The organism is Pseudomonas sp. BIGb0164 (assembly GCF_024810135.1).
Lineage (GTDB): Bacteria > Pseudomonadota > Gammaproteobacteria > Pseudomonadales > Pseudomonadaceae > Aquipseudomonas.
Genome location: NZ_JANUEA010000003.1, coordinates 463,641 through 480,896, shown reverse-complemented (window position 1 = coordinate 480,896; position 17,256 = coordinate 463,641). Strand labels below are relative to the sequence as shown.

The 17,256-nt window shown below is 61.7% G+C and carries 16 protein-coding genes and 1 pseudogene; 8 read left to right on the top strand and 9 right to left on the bottom strand.

Features of this window, described 5'->3' with window-relative positions; genetic code table 11:
• The first annotated feature begins 48 nt into the window (after positions 1-48).
• On the top strand, positions 49-693 hold the full coding sequence (gene pyrE / locus M2394_RS10085; RefSeq protein WP_176994456.1) for an orotate phosphoribosyltransferase: 645 nt from the start codon (positions 49-51) through the stop codon (positions 691-693).
• 173 nt (positions 694-866) lie between these two features.
• Here the strand turns inward: pyrE and argB are convergent, their stop codons facing one another.
• The 4 genes and pseudogenes from argB to coaBC form a co-directional block, all read right to left on the bottom strand.
• Positions 867-1,772 (bottom strand): acetylglutamate kinase, encoded by a 906-nt coding sequence (gene argB / locus M2394_RS10080; protein WP_178920341.1) that lies wholly within the window; start codon positions 1,770-1,772, stop codon positions 867-869.
• A gap of 19 nt (positions 1,773-1,791) precedes the next feature.
• A pseudogene (locus M2394_RS10075) lies at positions 1,792-3,213 on the bottom strand (phosphomannomutase/phosphoglucomutase); the annotation flags it as partial.
• Between the two features lie 239 nt (positions 3,214-3,452).
• The gene (dut, locus tag M2394_RS10070) at positions 3,453-3,908 is read right to left on the bottom strand and encodes a dUTP diphosphatase (RefSeq protein WP_178920337.1); all 456 of its coding nucleotides are present in this window, start codon (positions 3,906-3,908) and stop codon (positions 3,453-3,455) included.
• A 5-nt stretch (positions 3,909-3,913) separates the two neighbouring features.
• Positions 3,914-5,122 (bottom strand): bifunctional phosphopantothenoylcysteine decarboxylase/phosphopantothenate--cysteine ligase CoaBC, encoded by a 1,209-nt coding sequence (coaBC, locus tag M2394_RS10065; RefSeq protein WP_016970585.1) that lies wholly within the window; start codon positions 5,120-5,122, stop codon positions 3,914-3,916.
• 143 nt (positions 5,123-5,265) lie between these two features.
• On the opposite strand from coaBC, the gene radC reads away from it, so the two are divergent.
• Positions 5,266-5,940 carry a DNA repair protein RadC gene (gene radC / locus M2394_RS10060; protein ID WP_259172380.1) on the top strand — a complete coding sequence of 225 codons (675 nt, stop codon included), beginning with the start codon at positions 5,266-5,268 and terminating at the stop codon, positions 5,938-5,940.
• A 73-nt stretch (positions 5,941-6,013) separates the two neighbouring features.
• On the opposite strand, the gene M2394_RS10055 is transcribed toward radC, so the two are convergent.
• Entirely contained in the window at positions 6,014-7,606 is a 1,593-nt protein-coding gene (locus tag M2394_RS10055) for an ABC transporter substrate-binding protein (protein WP_178920333.1), read from the bottom strand.
• A gap of 458 nt (positions 7,607-8,064) precedes the next feature.
• Here M2394_RS10055 and rpmB point away from each other — a divergent pair, with 458 nt between their 5' ends.
• Positions 8,065-8,298 (top strand): 50S ribosomal protein L28, encoded by a 234-nt coding sequence (gene rpmB, locus M2394_RS10050; RefSeq protein ID WP_003176907.1) that lies wholly within the window; start codon positions 8,065-8,067, stop codon positions 8,296-8,298.
• A gap of 11 nt (positions 8,299-8,309) precedes the next feature.
• Complete coding sequence (rpmG, locus tag M2394_RS10045; RefSeq protein ID WP_003176906.1) at positions 8,310-8,465, top strand: 50S ribosomal protein L33; 156 nt, start codon at positions 8,310-8,312, stop codon at positions 8,463-8,465.
• A 71-nt stretch (positions 8,466-8,536) separates the two neighbouring features.
• On the opposite strand, the gene M2394_RS10040 is transcribed toward rpmG, so the two are convergent.
• Positions 8,537-8,899, bottom strand: coding sequence for a cupin domain-containing protein (locus M2394_RS10040; protein ID WP_065902480.1), 363 nt, complete (start codon positions 8,897-8,899; stop codon positions 8,537-8,539).
• A gap of 230 nt (positions 8,900-9,129) precedes the next feature.
• Here M2394_RS10040 and M2394_RS10035 point away from each other — a divergent pair, with 230 nt between their 5' ends.
• Together M2394_RS10035 and M2394_RS10030 are read left to right on the top strand one after the other, a co-directional pair.
• Positions 9,130-10,623 (top strand): aldehyde dehydrogenase, encoded by a 1,494-nt coding sequence (locus M2394_RS10035; protein ID WP_259172379.1) that lies wholly within the window; start codon positions 9,130-9,132, stop codon positions 10,621-10,623.
• A gap of 157 nt (positions 10,624-10,780) precedes the next feature.
• Entirely contained in the window at positions 10,781-11,923 is a 1,143-nt protein-coding gene (locus M2394_RS10030; protein ID WP_178920329.1) for an MFS transporter, read from the top strand.
• A gap of 123 nt (positions 11,924-12,046) precedes the next feature.
• Here M2394_RS10030 and M2394_RS10025 read toward each other — a convergent pair whose 3' ends face one another.
• Both M2394_RS10025 and M2394_RS10020 read right to left on the bottom strand, forming a co-directional pair.
• Positions 12,047-13,615, bottom strand: a complete 1,569-nt coding sequence (locus M2394_RS10025; RefSeq protein ID WP_259172378.1) for a phospholipase D family protein — start codon at positions 13,613-13,615, stop codon at positions 12,047-12,049.
• A gap of 62 nt (positions 13,616-13,677) precedes the next feature.
• Positions 13,678-15,102 carry a PLP-dependent aminotransferase family protein gene (locus M2394_RS10020; protein ID WP_176994447.1) on the bottom strand — a complete coding sequence of 475 codons (1,425 nt, stop codon included), beginning with the start codon at positions 15,100-15,102 and terminating at the stop codon, positions 13,678-13,680.
• Between the two features lie 166 nt (positions 15,103-15,268).
• Between M2394_RS10020 and M2394_RS10015 the strand changes: the two genes are divergently transcribed.
• On the top strand, positions 15,269-15,493 hold the full coding sequence (locus tag M2394_RS10015) for a DUF1127 domain-containing protein (protein WP_178920322.1): 225 nt from the start codon (positions 15,269-15,271) through the stop codon (positions 15,491-15,493).
• On the opposite strand, the gene M2394_RS10010 is transcribed toward M2394_RS10015, so the two are convergent.
• Positions 15,494-16,786 carry an FAD-binding oxidoreductase gene (locus M2394_RS10010; protein WP_259172377.1) on the bottom strand — a complete coding sequence of 431 codons (1,293 nt, stop codon included), beginning with the start codon at positions 16,784-16,786 and terminating at the stop codon, positions 15,494-15,496.
• Between the two features lie 115 nt (positions 16,787-16,901).
• Here M2394_RS10010 and M2394_RS10005 point away from each other — a divergent pair, with 115 nt between their 5' ends.
• Positions 16,902-17,255: a YkgJ family cysteine cluster protein gene (locus M2394_RS10005; protein WP_259172376.1), complete on the top strand. Its 354-nt coding sequence runs from the start codon at positions 16,902-16,904 to the stop codon at positions 17,253-17,255.
• Position 17,256: the final 1 nt, after the last annotated feature.

The following is a 17,256-nucleotide window of genomic DNA, read 5'->3' as shown; positions in this document are numbered from 1 at the left end:
ACGCCGTCTACCTAATTAGCTAAATCCGTGGTATCTGAGGCTTTTTTCATGCAGGCGTATCAACGCGATTTCATTCGTTTTGCCATCGATCGCGGCGTTTTACGCTTCGGCGAGTTCACCCTCAAGTCCGGGCGCACCAGCCCGTATTTCTTCAATGCTGGCTTGTTCAACTCGGGTTCGGCTCTGGCCCAGCTGGGTCGTTTCTATGCGGCCGCCATCGTTGAAAGCGGTATTCCGTTCGACGTGCTGTTCGGCCCGGCCTACAAGGGTATCCCCCTGGCGGCGGCGACTGCCGTGGCGTTGGCCGAGCATCATGGCCAGGACCTGCCTTGGTGCTTCAACCGCAAAGAAGCCAAGGCTCACGGCGAAGGCGGAAGCCTGGTCGGCGCTCCGCTCAAGGGCGAAGTGCTGATTATCGACGACGTGATCACCGCTGGCACCGCTATCCGTGAAGTGATGCAGATCATCGCTTCCCAGGAAGGCGCCAAGGCCGCCGGCGTACTGATCGCGCTGAATCGTCAGGAGCGTGGCAACGGCGAATTGTCGGCGATCCAGGAAGTGGAGCGCGACTTCGGCATTCCGGTGGTGAGCATCGTGTCGTTGAACCAGGTACTGCAGTTCCTGGAAGATGATCCGCAGCTCAAGCAGCATCTGCCTGCTGTTCGCGCCTACCGCGAGCAATTTGGCGTCTGACCCAAATCATCCCCATGTGGGAGCGGGCTTGCCCGCGATAGCGGCGTATCAGGCGACGGAATTGTTGAATGTGCCGCCGTCATCGCAGGCAAGCCAGCTCCCACATTTGGACCGAGTACAAATAAAAAAGCCCCGCTCAATTTGATTGAGCGGGGCTTTTTTATGTGCGGCAGTTAAGGACGCTTGCGATTACTGATCAGCGTACCCATGCCGGTATCCGTGAAGATCTCCAGCAGCACCGCATTCGGCACCCGGCCATCGATGATCAGCGAGCTGCCCACGCCGCCTTGCACCGCTTCCAGTGCGCAACGGATCTTCGGCAGCATGCCGCCGTAGATGGTGCCGTCGGCGATCAGGTCGTCGACTTGCTGGGTGGTCAGGCCGGTCAACACCTTGCCTTCCTTGTCCATCAGGCCGGCGATGTTGGTCAGCAGCATCAGCTTTTCGGCTTTCAGCGCTTCGGCCACCTTGCCGGCCACGAGGTCGGCGTTGATGTTGTAGGACTCACCGTTGGCACCCACGCCGATTGGCGCGATCACCGGGATGAAATCACCCTTGACCAGCAGGTTCAGCAGGTCGGTGTTTACGCCAACCACTTCGCCCACTTGGCCGATGTCGATGATTTCCGGCTGGGTCATTTCCGGCGTCTGGCGGGTTACCGTCAGTTTTTTCGCACGGATCAGCTCCGCATCCTTGCCGGTCAGGCCGATGGCGCTGCCGCCATGGCGGTTGATCAGGTTGACGATGTCCTTGTTGACCTGGCCGCCGAGGACCATCTCCACCACGTCCATGGTCTGCGCATCCGTGACGCGCATGCCATCGATGAAGTGGCTCTCGATCGACAAGCGCTTGAGCAGGTCGCCGATTTGCGGGCCGCCACCGTGAACCACCACCGGGTTGATTCCCACGGCTTTCATCAACACGATGTCGCGGGCAAAGCCGGTTTTCAGCTCGTCGCTTTCCATGGCATTGCCGCCGTACTTGATCACCAGCGTCTTGCCGACATAGCGTCGGATGTAAGGCAACGCTTCGGACAAGACCTTGGCAGTGTTGGCAGCGGCTTCGCGTTCGAGGGTCATTCAGGGCTCCGGTAAAAAATCAGAACGGTAATTGGAGATCAGGGGCAACACGTTTCAACTGGGCGTGGAACACGTCCTTGATGCGCTGCAACTCAGCCTCGGTATCCGCCTCGAAACGCAGGACCAGCACCGGTGTGGTGTTGGACGCGCGAACCAGGCCCCAGCCTTTGGCGTAATCGACTCGCACACCATCAATGGTGGTCAGGTTGGCGCCTTCGCCCCATTGCGCATCGTGCAGTGCGTCAATGATGCTGAATTTGCTCTCTTCGGTCACATGGATATTGATCTCTGGCGTAGAAATATCATTCGGGAAGGTCTGAAACAGCTCCTGCGCCGTGGATTTTTCCTTGCTGAGGATCTCCAGCAGACGGGCGGCACTGTAAATACCGTCGTCAAAGCCGAACCAGCGCTCCTTGAAAAACACGTGGCCGCTCATTTCACCGGCCAGCAGGGCGCCGGTTTCCTTCATTTTCTTTTTGATCAACGAGTGGCCGGTCTTCCACATTAGTGGGCGCCCGCCGTATTCCTTGATCAGCGGCGTCAGGCGGCGGGTGCACTTCACGTCGAAGATGATCTCGGCGTTGGCGTTGCGCGCCACCACATCGCGGGCGAACAGCATCAGCAGGCGGTCGGCGAACACGTTTTCGCCGGTATTGGTCACCACACCCACGCGGTCGCCGTCACCGTCGAAGGCCAGGCCGACATCGGCCCCGGTTTCCTTGACCTTGGCGATCAGGTCCACCAGGTTCTCAGGCTTGCCTGGGTCCGGGTGATGGTTGGGGAAGTTGCCGTCGACCTCGCAAAACAGCGGGATCACTTCGCAGTTCAGGGCTTCGAGCAGCTGTGGGGCGATCACGCCGGCCGCGCCATTGCCGCAATCCACCACCACTTTCAGGCGGCGTGCGAGTTTGACGTCACGGGTGATTTCATCAGAGTAGCGTTGCAGGATGTCGACTTTGGTGATGCTGCCCTTGCCGCTGGTCAGGTCGTTGGTCTTCAGGCGGTTGTGCAGGGCCTGAATCTGTTCGTTGGCGAGGGTGTCGCCAGCGATGACGATCTTGAAGCCGTTGTAGTCCGATGGGTTATGGCTGCCCGTGAGCATCACGCCGGATTTGCCAGCCAGTACATTGGCGGCGTAGTACAGCGCGGGTGTTGGCACCAGGCCGACGTCGCTGACGTGGCAGCCGCTGTCGGCAAGGCCCTGGATCAGTTGCTCGACCAGTTCCGGGCCGGACAGGCGGCCGTCACGGCCTACCGAGACGTTGGGCTCATCCTGGGCCAGGCTCTGGGCGCCGATGGCACGGCCAATCCAGTAGGCGGTTTCGGCAGTCAGGGTCTTGGGCACTACGCCACGAATGTCATAGGCGCGAAAGATGCTGTCGGGAAAAGTCGGGGCTACTCGGGCTGCGGTACTCATCGCGGGGGGAAACTCCATCTGAAGGGGGCAAAGCTGGCCTGAATGTGGCTGACCGGCGGGCTCAAACTGAAGGGTATGACGGCGTTTTCGGCAGAGAGTTCGTGGTGCAAAAATGCCATCGGCGCTCGCGCTCCGTGCTTTTTTGCGTGTAATGCATTGATTTCAATGACGAAATCTCGCTGATAAGGTGCGCGCATTCTTCATCCTGGAAAGCCATGCGGTGGCATCGGGCCGGGCAGGGCGCCCGGCCTGATTCAGCTTAGTCAGTGGCTGCCGGAATGCCCAAAACCACCTGCGCCGCGTTGTGTTTCAACAAATTCCTCAACCAGCTCGAAGTGCGCCTGTACCACCGGTACCAGCACCAGCTGGGCGATGCGTTCACCGACAACGATGTTGAACGCGGTCTGGCCACGGTTCCAGCACGACACCATCAGTTCGCCCTGGTAATCGGAGTCGATCAGCCCCACGAGGTTGCCCAGCACGATGCCATGTTTGTGGCCCAGGCCGGAGCGCGGCAGGATCAGCGCCGCCAGACCGGGGTCGCCGACGTAGATCGACAGGCCGGTCGGAATCAGGACGGTCTGGCCCGGTTCAAGGACAGTGTCCTCTTTGAGCATGGCGCGCAGGTCCAGGCCGGCAGAGCCCGGTGTGGCGTAGGCCGGCAGTGGGAAGTCGGTACCGATACGTGGGTCGAGGATCTTGGCTTGCAAAGCGTGCATGTGAATTAAACCTGGTTCAGCCGTTGGGCGATAAAAGAGATCAGTTGGCGGGCAATCTTGCCCTTGCTGGTCTGGGCGAAAAGGGTGGCGTGCAGGTCGCGGTCGATCACGCTGCAGGCGTTTTCCTCGCTGTTGAAGCCGATGCTCGGGTTGGCGACATCATTGGCAACGATCAGGTCGAGGTTTTTGTCTTTCAATTTACGTGCGGCGTAATCCAGCAGGTGTTCGGTCTCGGCGGCGAAGCCGACACTGAACGGACGGTCCGGACGGGTGGCGATGGTGGCCAGGATGTCCGGGTTGCGCACCATTTGCAGGAGCAGGCCGTCGCCGCTCGTAGGATCTTTCTTGAGCTTTTGCGGGGCGACGACTTCCGGGCGGTAGTCTGCAACCGCTGCCGAGGCGATGAACAGGTCGCAGGGAATGGCCGCTTCGCAGGCCGCCAGCATATCGCGGGCGCTGACTACGTCGATTCGCGTGACCCGATCAGGGGTCGGTAAATGCACCGGCCCCGTGATGAGGGTGACGCGCGCGCCTGCCTCAACCGCCGCTTCGGCCAAGGCAAAGCCCATTTTTCCTGAGCTATGGTTGGTGATGTAGCGCACCGGGTCGATGTTTTCCTGGGTCGGGCCGGCGGTGATCAGTACGTGCTTGCCGGTCAGGGCCAAGTGTTGGAAGCACTCGGCGGCGCACAGCGCCAGGTCGGTGGCTTCGAGCATGCGGCCCATGCCGACGTCGCCACAGGCCTGGCTGCCGGAGGCCGGGCCGAACACCTTGAGGCCACGGCTTTGCAGGAGTTGGGTGTTGGCCTGGGTCGCCGGGTCGCGCCACATGGCCTGGTTCATGGCCGGGGCGATGGCGACGGTGGCGTCGGTGGCCAGCACCAGGGTGGTCAGCAGGTCATCGGCGATGCCCTGGGCCAGGCGGGCGATCAGGTCGGCGGTGGCCGGGGCGATCAGCACCAGGTCAGCCCATTTGGCCAGTTCGATATGGCCCATGGCGGCTTCGGCTGCCGGGTCGAGCAGGTCGAGGTGCACCGGGTGGCCGGAGAGGGCCTGCATGGTCAATGGGGTGATGAACTCGCTGCCACCACGGGTCATGACCACGCGCACTTCGGCGCCTTGGTCCAGGAGCCTGCGAACCAGCTCTGCGCTCTTGTAGGCGGCGATGCCGCCGCCGACGCCGAGAACGATGCGTTTCCGATACAGACGCTGCATTGGTTTGCCTTTCCAGTTCAGTGATGCCAGTTCAGTGACGCCTGCGACGCCCCCTCCCCAGGGGAAATCGCAGGCAAAAAAGAGGGCTTAAGATAACACAGCGTCTGCCTGGCAACAGCGGCGCACGTACACACGGAGGTGGGATGAGTATTCGCGATTGGCCCTTGGCGGAGCGACCACGGGAGAAGCTTTTGGAGGGGGGCGCGGCGAGTCTTTCCGACGCCGAGTTGTTGGCGATCTTCCTGCGCACCGGCGTTTCCGGCCGTAGTGCGGTGGATCTGGCGCGCCACTTGTTGGCGCAGTTCGGTGGTCTGCGCCCACTGCTTGAGGCCAGTCAGGCGCTGTTCAGCCAGCATCTAGGCTTGGGGCCGGCGAAGTTTGCCCAGTTGCAGGCGGTGCTCGAAATGTCCCGGCGCCATATGGCAGAGAAACTGCGCAGCGATTCGGTACTGGAGAGCCCGCTGGCGGTGCGCAGTTACCTCAAGGCGCTGTTGCGGCATGAACCCCACGAGACGTTTGGTTGCCTGTTTCTGGACTCGAAGCACCGGGTGCTGGGGTTCGAGGCGTTGTTTCAGGGCACCATCGACTCTGCGGTCGTTTACCCCCGACAGGTGGTCAAGCGTGCCCTGGCCTACAACGCGGCGGCGCTGATCCTGTGTCACAACCATCCTTCCGGGAATGCCGAACCGAGTGCGGCTGATCGAAAAATGACCAAGTTGCTGCAGAAGGCCTTGGAGGTGGTGGACGTGCGCGTGCTGGATCACATCATCGTGGGTGATGGCGACCCGCTGTCGATGGCTGAGTACGGATGGCTGTAGGCGCCGGCTTGCCGGCGATAGCATCAATGAAACGGGACGCCATCGCCGGCAAGCCGGCTCCTACACGGCGGGGTCAGGGTTTCAGGCTGACGTTGGAGAAGTCCTGTCGGCCGAATGGGCTGACCTTGTACCCCTCGACATTCTTGCGGGTCAGAGCGAATGCCGTGGGGTGAGCCAGTGGCAGCCAGAGTGCCTGCTGCTGGATCTGCGCCTGGGCCTGCTGGTACAGCTTGCTGCGCACGCCTTGTTCGCTGGTGGTCTTGCCCGCGCTGATCAGCTTGTCCAGGGCCGGGTCGCAGTAACGGGCGAAGTTGGTGCCGGACTTCACTGCCGCGCAAGAGAATTGCGGCGTGAGGAAGTTGTCCGGGTCGCCGTTGTCGCCGGCCCAGCCCATGAACAGCAAGTCATGCTCGCCGGCCTTGGCGCGGCGGATCAGCTCGCCCCATTCGATCACGCGGATCTCTGCCTGGATACCGACCTTGGCCAGGTCAGCCTGCAGCAGTTGTGCGCCGAGGTTCGGGTTGGGGTTCAGCAGGCTGCCGGTGGGGCGGGTCCAGATTGTGGTCTTGAAACCGTCCTTGAGGCCAGCCCGGTTCAGCAGGGCCTTGGCCTTGGCGAGGTCCTGTGGATAACCCGGCAAGTCCTTGGCATAGCTCCAAGTGTTGGGCGGGTAGGGGCCGTTGGCGGCTTCGGCGGTGCCTTCGAATACGGCCTTGAGGTAGCTGCCCTTGTCGAACGCCAGGTTGATGGCCTGGCGCACTTCCGGCTTGTCCAGGGGCGGGTGCTGGCTGTTGATGGCGACAAACGCCGTCATGAACGCAGCGGTTTTTTCCACCTTCAACGCTGAGTCTTTCGCGGCTTCACCCACGTCCAGGGGCTTGGGCGACAGCGCGATCTGGCATTCATCACGATGTAGTTTCTGCAGGCGCACATTGGCATCCGGCGTGATCGCGAAGATCAAGTTATCCACAGCCGGTTTGCCGGCGAAGTAGTCCGGATTGGCTTTGTAGCGCACCACGGCGTCTTTCTGGAACCGAACGAACACGAACGGGCCCGTGCCGATCGGCTGGCTGTTGAGCTTCTCGGGGGTGCCGGCCTTGAGCAGCTTGTCGGCGTATTCGGCCGGGTAGATCGACGCAAAGCCCATGCTCAGGGCGGCGAGGAAGGTGGAGTCAGCATGGTCCAGGGTGAAGCGCACGGTCAGCGGGTCGAGCGCGTCGATTTTTTTGACCAGTGTTGGCAATTGCAGGGATTGTGCGTGTGGGAAGCCGCTCTGGGCGATCTGATGCCATGGGTTGGCCGGGTCGAGCATGCGCTCGAAGCTGAAGCGCACGTCTTCGGCGGTCAGGGTGCGGCTAGGAGTGAAATACTCGGTGCGGTGGAATTTCACGTCCGGGTGCAGCTTGAAGGTATAGGTCAGGCCATCGGGCGAGACTTCCCAGCTGTCCGCCAGGCTAGGCACCAGCTTGCCGCTGGCCTCGTCGTAGTCCACCAGGCGGTTCATCAGCACGTCGGCCGAGGCGTTGGTGGTGGTCAGCGAGTTGTATTGCACCACGTCAAACCCTTCGGGGCTGGCCTCGGTACACACACTCAGGTTGGTGGCCGCCTGGGCCAGTGGCGCCATAAAGAGAGGGGCAAGCAATAGCGGTAGGGCAGCGAAGCGCATATTCGGTTTCCTTTGCAGATCGAAGGCCCATCTGCGAGTGCAGTCTGGAAAAAGACTACCGTAGTGGTCTGATTGGCAAATGACTAGCCCATTTTTGCCTGTGCTTTTCGCCAAAATGCTGTTTTGATGACGCCTCAGCGCGTTTCGCCCTTCACTTTTCGGTGCGGGCGTGCGCTGTCAATCATTCTGTGCGACGAGCGGTCGGCTATTACAGCGGCCCCTCCTGGCAACGGTTCAGGCGTCTGCTGCCAAGATTTACGCCGGTAAAAACACACGGGCTGTTGTTGCACTGGGGTCTTTCTGGTATAAAGCAGCGCTCTTTTCTAGGGGCCCGGTTCCTTCGCTTGTAGGTGTAGCCGGTAAGACCCTAAAGAAACGCGGCGCCTGGCGCCAAATGACTGAGAGATTAAGCGGCCAACCCATGCCGGGTTGGGCATGTGGTTTTAGAGGGCTGAGGCATGTCGAGAGTCTGTCAAGTTACCGGTAAGGGTCCGGTGACTGGGAATAACATTTCCCACGCAAATAACAAAACCCGTCGTCGTTTCCTGCCGAACCTGCAGCATCACCGCTTCTGGGTTGAAGAAGAGAAACGTTTTGTTCGCCTGCGTGTATCTGCTAAAGGCATGCGTATCATCGACAAGCGTGGCATCACTGTCGTGCTGGCCGAAATCCGTGCCGCTGGCAAGATCTAAGGAGCTCTATCATGCGTGAATTGATTCGAATGATCTCTAGCGCCGGTACTGGTCACTTCTACACTACCGACAAGAACAAGCGTACTACCCCGGACAAGCTCGAAAAGAAAATGTTCGACCCGCGCGTTCGCAAGCACGTGATCTACAAAGAAGGCAAAATCAAGTAATTGATTTTCCTCCTTGTGAAAAAAAGCCCGTCTCTCACGAGTCGGGCTTTTTTTTGCCTGCGATTTTCTGATCAGGCCTTCTGCTCGAACACCACGTAGATCTTGCGGCACGGCTCCAGCACTTCCCAGGTACCGCTGAAACCAGCGGGAATCACGAAGCGGTCGCCGGCGCGCAGGGTCTTGGCATTGCCCTCGGCATCTCGCAATACCGAAACACCCTGCACAATCTCGCAGTACTCGTGTTCGGTGTAGTTGACCTTCCATTGCCCGACCTCGCCTTCCCACACCCCGGCGCTCATCTGGCCGCACGGGCTGTTGTAGTGGTTGTAGATCGTTTGCTCCGGGTCGCCCTTGAGGATTTTTTCCGCAGCGGGGCGGTAGCGATCGGGGGCGGTGTTGGCTTGGCTGAAGTCGACGATGTCCTGGATGCTCATGTGCGTGTCCCGTCTGGCCTGCGGTTGGAGAGCCCAAAGTCTATGTTTATTAAAATGAACATCGCAAGGGCGTTTGCCGGCGTTATGTCAAATATATTGAAACATCCCCAGCCGCTGGTTTAGGGTGGCAGCTGCCTTGAGCCGAACAGCTGGCTGGCCGGGCAAGAATTCTGTGAGGCTGCCGGGGGACATCGCCTGGCCCTTGTATTCAATAAGAGGAGGACACTCGCATGACCACCCTGACCCGTGCCGACTGGGAACAACGCGCCAAGGATCTGAAGATCGAAGGCCGCGCCTACATCAACGGCGAATACACCGCCGCTGCTTCCGGTGACACGTTCGAATGCATCAGCCCGGTCGATGGCCGCCTGCTGGCCACTGTTGCCAGCTGTGACGCCGCCGACGCCCAGCGCGCCGTGGAAAACGCCCGCGCCACCTTCGATTCCGGTGTGTGGTCGCGCCTGGCGCCGGCCAAGCGCAAGGCCGCCATGCTGCGTTTCGCCGATTTGCTCAACGCCAATGCCGAAGAGCTGGCGCTGCTTGAAACCCTGGACATGGGCAAGCCGATCACCGACTCCCTGGAAATCGACGTCCCTGGCGCCGCCAATGCCCTGAGCTGGAGCGGTGAAGCCATCGACAAGATCTACGACGAAGTCGCCGCCACCCCGCACAACCAGCTGGGTCTGGTGACCCGCGAGCCGGTCGGTGTCGTGGGCGCCATCGTGCCGTGGAACTTCCCGTTGATGATGGCCTGCTGGAAGCTTGGCCCGGCGCTGTCCACCGGTAACTCGGTGATCCTCAAGCCGTCCGAAAAATCCCCGCTGACCGCCATCCGCATCGCGGCCCTGGCGGTTGAAGCCGGCATTCCAAAAGGCGTGCTGAACGTATTGCCAGGCTACGGCCACACCGTGGGCAACGCGTTGGCGGTGCACATGGATGTCGACACCCTGGTGTTCACCGGTTCCACTAAAATCGCCAAGCAGCTGTTGATCCGCTCCGGCGAGTCGAACATGAAGCGCGTCTGGCTGGAAGCCGGTGGCAAGAGCCCGAACATCGTGTTTGCCGATGCCCCGGACCTCAAGGCCGCTGCCGAATCGGCGGCCGGCGCCATCGCCTTCAACCAGGGCGAAGTCTGCACCGCCGGTTCGCGTCTGCTCGTCGAGCGCTCCATCAAGGACAAATTCCTGCCGCTGGTGATCGAGGCCCTCAAGGGTTGGAAGCCAGGCAACCCACTGGACCCAGCGACCAACGTCGGCGCCCTGGTGGACACCCAGCAGATGAATACCGTGTTGTCGTATATCGAGGCTGGCCACGCCGATGGCGCCAAGCTGGTCGCGGGTGGCAAGCGTACCCTGGAAGAAACCGGTGGCACCTACGTCGAGCCGACGATTTTCGACGGTGTGACCAACGCCATGAAGATCGCCCAGGAAGAGATCTTTGGCCCAGTCCTGTCGGTGATCACCTTCGACAGCGCCGAGGAAGCGGTGAAGATCGCCAACGACACCGTCTACGGCCTGGCCGCAGCGGTGTGGACCGCCGACATCTCCAAGGCGCACCTGACCGCCAAGGCACTGCGTGCCGGTAGCGTGTGGGTCAACCAGTACGACGGCGGCGACATGACCGCCCCGTTTGGTGGCTTCAAGCAGTCGGGCAACGGCCGCGACAAGTCGCTGCACGCGTTCGACAAGTACACCGAGCTGAAGGCGACCTGGATCAAGCTCTGATTTTCAGGGCTTATCGCGGTTAAAAATGTGGGAGCGGGCTTGCTCGCGAAGGCGGTGTATCAGTACCAGATTGACTGGCTGACGGACCGCATTCGCGAGCAAGCCCGCTCCCACGCTGTTTTGTGTGATCTTAAGAATTATCCACAGGAGCGTGGAAATGCGTTGGGCGACTTATTTCGCCGTCTTGGCCTCAGTCCTCAGCGTCGGCCTGGCCCTGGGTGTGAGCATGCCGCTGGTGTCCCTGCGCCTTGAAAGCTGGGGTTATGGCAGCTTTGCCATTGGGGTGATGGCGGCGATGCCAGCCTTTGGCGTCCTGCTGGGGGCCAAGGTCTCCAGCCGGATGGCATCGTGGCTGGGCACCGCCAACCTGATGCGCCTGTGCTTGTGGGCGGGCGCGGTGTCCATCGGCCTGCTGGCCATCCTGCCAAGCTACCCGGTGTGGCTGGTGCTGCGGCTGATGATCGGGGTGATCCTGACCATCGTGTTTATCCTCGGTGAAAGCTGGATCAACCAGTTGGTGGTGGAGCAGTGGCGGGGCCGGCTGGTGGCGCTGTATGGCTGCAGTTATGCCTTGAGCCAACTGTCGGGGCCCCTGCTGCTGGGAGCGCTGGGTACCGACCACGATTATGGTTTCTGGGTGGGCGTGGGGTTACTGGTGGTGGCGCCCTTGCTGTTGCTGGGCCGCAGCGGTGCTCCGACTGCCGAATCCTTCAGCGTGACCCTGGGCGACCTGTGGCGCTTCTGCCTGAGCCTACCGGCAATTGCCTGGGCGGTGGCCTTGTTCGCCGCGTTCGAAGCAATGATTCTGACGCTACTGCCGGTGTATTGCCTGCAACAGGGGTTCACGGCCGAGATCGCCTTGGCCATGGTCAGCACGGTGGTGGTCGGCGACGCGCTGTTGCAGTTGCCTATCGGCGCGCTGGCCGACTACCTGCCTCGGCGCACGCTTTTTCTGAGTTGTGCGGTGCTGTTGCTGGCGTCGAGCCTGGCGATTCCCGTAGTGTTGCACACGCTGCTGATCTGGCCGGTGTGGGTGTTGTTCGGTGCCAGTGCGGGCGGGTTGTTCACCCTGTCGTTGATCTTGATCGGCGAGCGTTATCGCGATGACGCGCTGGTGCGCGCCAATGCCCACATTGCGCAGTTGTGGGGGATCGGTTGCCTGATCGGGCCGTTGGTGGCCGGCGCGGGCAGCCAGTGGATCAGCGGGCATGCGTTGCCACTGTTGATGGCTGCCGGGGCGTTGGGCCTGGTGGTGTTGCTGTTGCGCCAAGGTGCATTCGGCGCCGCGCAACCGGCCTGACCTTGAAATGCGATCAATTTGTAGGAGCTGGCTTGCCTGCGATGGCATCTCCTCGGTGTAACTGAAAAAACGAGGTGCCTGCATCGCAGGCAAGCCAGCTCCCACATTCAATCTCCATTGTTCTTACAGCATACGTTCAAGGCCGACTGAGGTGGCGAACCATGCATTGAAGCGACGCCACCAACTGCCCGGCTCGCGGGTCAGGGTGTGCAACTGGCCGTTGTCTTCAGTCACCCATACCACCTGGCCATCCTGCAATTTCGCCTCATAGCTCAACGCCGGCGCCATGCCTTGCAGCGCCAGGCCGCGCACGTGCTCGGCCAGCTCGGGACTGTCCACCAGCACGCCGACTTCGGTGTTCCACAGTACCGAACGCGGGTCGAAATTGAATGAACCGATAAACGACTTCTCGCGATCAAAGATCATCGCCTTGCTGTGCAGGCTCGAGTCCGAGCCTCGGAACGTACCGCGACGAAACAGGTGCGGGCCGCTGCCGCCTCCGGCATCGCCCGGTTGGCGACGCAACTCATAGAGTTTCACGCCGTGCTCCAGCAAGGCTTTGCGGTAGGGTGCGTAGCCACCGTGCACGGCAGGCACGTCCGTAGCTTCCAAAGCGTTGGTCAGCAGGCTTACGGAGACGCCCGCATCCGCGCGGCCGGTCAGGTAGACCAGGCCGGGCGGCCCCGGCACGAAGTACGCCGAGATCATCATCAGCTCGTGATTGACGCCTTCCAACTCCGGCGCCAATTGGGTGGTCAGCAGCAGCCGCGGGTCCGGCTCGGCCGTGGCCAGTACCTTGCTCGGCGCATCCCACAACGCCTGGTTCCAGGCCCAGATCAGTTCGCGGCGCCAAATATCCATGCGCGGTTGGGTCTGGTAGGTGCGCAAGCGGTTGTACAGCGCATGGTTCTGCTGGCGCGATTCGGCTAGCGAGGCTTCCAGGCGCACGCGGGCTGCGGCCAGGTCGCCTTTGGACGGGGCGTTGGAAACAAACTCATCGATGGGTTTGCTCAGCGCGCTGTTCCAGTACTGGTCGAAGCTGTGGCCCAGTTGCTCGGCCACCGGGCCCACGCTGAGCATGTCGATGTCGGTGAAGTTCAGGTTGGGCTCGGCGTCGAAATACTCATCCCCCAGGTTGCGCCCGCCCACAATGGCCACGCTGTTGTCGGCCAGCCACAGCTTGTTGTGCATGCGACGGTGTTGCAGCGACAGGTTGAACAGTCGGCCCATGGCTCGCGTTACGCCCGTGCTACGCCCCAGGTGCAGGGGGTTGAACAGGCGAATCTCAATCTTGGGGTGGGCGGCGAGGGTGGCGATGATCTGGTCAAGGCCGTCGCTCGTGGTGTCGTCCAGCAGGATGCGGATGCGCACGCCCCGGTCGGCGGCCTTGAGCAGCTCGTCCACCAGCATGCGGGTGCTGATGCCGTCGTGCACGATGTAGTACTGCAGGTCGAGGCTGACTTGGGCGTTGCGGATCAGTTCGGCGCGGGCCATGAAGGCTTCGCTGCTGTTGGGCAGCAGGCGAAAGCCCGAGCGCCCTTGATGGGGCGCCGCCTGGGCCTGGATCGAGCGGCCGAATGAGGATTGCGCGGCGGGCAGCGCGTCGCTGGGGACGCGCTGTACATCCACCGTCGCACACCCACCCAGGGCCAGGGCGCCCAGCATTAAAAACGGTAAAAGCCGTCGAATCATCAAGGGCGCTGCTTCCAGTTCAGGGCGGTTGTGGGCATATGACGGCCATTTCCCGCGAAAGGTCAGTCGGCCGCCTCGGCCAGCAACTTGATTGCGGCGGCACCGACCTTGCGCACCGCGTCTTCAATCTGCGGGGTTGGCTTGGCAGCGTAGTTCATGCGCAGGCAGTTCCGGTATTTGCCGGAGGCAGAAAAGATACTGCCCACCGCCACCTGTACGCCCTGTTCCACCAGGCCACGGTTGAGCTTGAGCGTGTCGAAGCCTTCGGGCAGCTCGACCCAGAGCATAAAGCTGCCTTGGGGGCGACTGGCCCGGGTGCCGGCTGGGAAGTAGCGGCTGACCCAGTCGATCATCAAGTCGCGATTGCGCTGGTACTGGGTGCGCATCCGCCGCAAATGCGGCTCGAAGTGCCCGCCTTTGAGAAATTCGGCGATGGCGATCTGCGGCTGGGTCGCGGTGGAGCCGGTGCTGATGTATTTCATGTGCAGCACCCGTTCCAGGTAGCGCCCCGGCGCCACCCAGCCAATGCGCAGCCCGGGCGCCAGGGTTTTCGAGAACGAGCTGCACAGCAGCACGCGGCCGTCTTCGTCGAACGACTTGATGGTGCGCGGGCGAGGGTAGCTGTAGGCCAGCTCGCCATACACATCGTCTTCGATAATCGCCACGTCAAAGCGCTGCGCCAGGGTCAGCAATGCTTTTTTGCGGGCCTCCGGCATGATGTAGCCCAGGGGGTTGTTGCAGTTGGGCGTCAGTTGGATGACCTTGATCGGCCACTGCTCCAGGGCCAGTTCAAGGGCTTCGAGGCTGATGCCGGTGATGGGGTCGGTGGGGATCTCCAGGGCTTTCATGCCCAGGCCCTTGAGGGTCTGCATGGCACCGTGAAAACTCGGCGAATCCACCGCAACGATATCGCCGGGCTCGCAGATGGCGTGGATGCTGGCGGACAGCGCTTCGTGGCAACCGGTGGTGATCACAATATCTTCGGCGGTCAGTTGGCAGCCCGAATCCAGTGACAGCCGCGCGATCTGTTCGCGCAGTTCCATACAGCCGAGGATGTTGTCGTAATACAGGCCCGGCAGATCCTGGCGCCGGCTCACCCGTGCGAGGCTGCGCAATAGGGGTTTCATGGTGGGCGACAATACATCTGGCATGCCACGGCCCATCTGTATGACGTCTTTGCGTGGCACGGCACGAATCAGTTCAAGTACCTGGTCCCACTGGGAAATTTCCACCGGGCGTTGTGCCGGGCGACCCACTTCCGGCAGTGCCGGCAGCTCGCGACCGACGGGTACAAAGTACCCGGACTTGGGCTTGGGCATCGCCAGGCCGTTGTCCTCCAGCAGGCGGTAGGCCTGCTGCACGGTGCTCAGACTGACTCCATGCTCCACGCTCAAGGCCCGTACTGAGGGCAAGCGGTCGCCCGGGCGGTAGAAGCCCTGCTCGATGCGGGTACCCAACAGTTCGGCGAGGTTGACGTAAAGGGTCATGGCGGTCGCTCCCAAGAGACCAGTACAGATAGGGGGAAAATACAGGATTCAGGCGTCGATAGGCAGTATCTGTATGGATTTAATAAACATGGGTTGAATCTGTATCGCTTTTGACCCGCCGCCCATTCTAGTCACTCATGGCAACAAGCAAATGAGGGGCAGCAAAATGAGCGGCATGAGCGATGTGCGGTTGGCGTTATACAGCCAGGAACTGGAGGCCGGAGAAGAGCGGGCGAGGGCGCCGCGCAATATCAGTCGCTGGGACTTGTTCTGGCACCGCCGCCACACCCGCAAGGCATTGCTGCACCTGACTCGCGAGCAGTTGCGCGATGTCGGGCTGACCGTGGAACAGGCGCGCCAGGAAGGCCTGAAGCCGTTCTGGCGCGATTGATCAGACCAGTTCCTTGAGGCGGTGCCAGAGCATGCCCAGCGCCAGCAGCGGTGAGCGCAGGTGCTTGCCGCCCGGGAAGGTGATGTGCGGCACCTGGGCGAACAGATCGAAACGGCCCTGTTGCTGGCCGCTGATGGCTTCGGCCAGCAGCTTGCCCGCCAGGTGGGTGGCGTTGAGGCCATGGCCCGCGTAAGCCTGGGCGTAATACACATTGGGCTGGTCGGCCAACCGACCAATCTGCGGCAGACGGTTGGCACCGATGCCGATCATGCCGCCCCATTGGTAGTCGATTTTCACGTCGGCCAGTTGCGGGAATACCTTGAGCATTTTCGGACGCATGTAGGCGCCGATGTCCTGGGGATCGCGGCCGGAATAGTGACAGGCACCACCGAACAGCAAGCGTCGGTCGGCGGACAACCGGAAGTAGTCCACCGTCACCCGCTGGTCGCACACTGCCATGTTTTGTGGCAACAGATTATGGGCCTGCGCTTCGCTCAGCGGCTCAGTGGCGATGATGTAGCTGCCGGCTGGCAGCACCTTGCCACCCAGCTGTGGGTTGAGGTCATTCAGGTAGGCGTTGCAGGCCAGCACCAGGGTCTTGGCGCGCACGTTGCCCGAGGCGATGTGCACGTTAACCTCGGGGCCGTAGTCGATGCGGGTCACTTCGGATTGTTCGTACAGTTTCACGCCCAATTGCTGCGCGGCAGCTGCTTCGCCGAGGGCCAGGTTCAACGGGTGCAGGTGGCCGGAACCCATGTCGATCATGCCGCCCGCATAGCGGTCGGAGCCGATTACGCTGCTCATCTCGTCGGCTTGCAGTAGGCGTACTTCATGGCGATAGCCCAGGCTGCGCAGCTCGTCTGCGTCCTCGGCAAGGCCCAGCAGGTCGCGGGGTTTGTTGGCGAGGTCGCAATAGCCCCAGGTCAGGTCGCAAGGAATCTGATAACGCTCGATACGCTCGCGCACGATCTCCACCGCTTCCAGGCCCATCAGCTTCATCTGGCGCACGCCGTCGGTGCCGATCACGTTGGCGAACTGGTCCAGGCCATGGCCGACGCCTCGGATCAACTGGCCGCCGTTGCGCCCACTGGCGCCCCAGCCGATCTTGCGCGCTTCCAACAGCACCACGCGCAAGCCACGCTCAGCCAATTCCAGCGCGGTGTTGAGCCCCGAAAAACCGCCGCCGATCACGCACACATCCGCCGTCACTTCACCGGCCAGCGCCGGGTAATCGGGTTGCGGCACGCTGCTGGCGGCGTAGTAGGAAGCGGTGTGCCGGGCGCTGGCGGTCATGGGGAGCATCCCTGTTTGGAAAATTTGACGCAGGATACAGCGGTCGGGCGAAGCTGTCTCACCGCAGGCTTTTGCGGCAGAATCCACGCCTATTCGCCGTTCGGTACGTGTTTCGATGAGTTGCAACAGTCAGAAAATCAGCGCGCTGCGCCGTCAGATCCCATCGTTCGAGTGCGTCCCGGGTTGCCACGACTGCTGTGGGCCGGTGACCACCTCGCCCGAGGAAATGTCGCGCCTGCCACGCAAGACCGCTGCCGAGCAGGATGCGGCCATGGACGCGCTGAACTGCGTGCACCTGGGGCCAAACGGCTGCACGGTGTATGACGAGCGCCCGCTGATCTGCAGGTTGTTCGGCACCACCAAGACGTTGCCTTGCCCCAATGGGCGGCGGCCCGTGGAGCTGATTCACCCGCGGGTGGAGAAACAGATCCACGAGTACATGGCCAGCACTCGGCAAGTGCTGGTTTAAC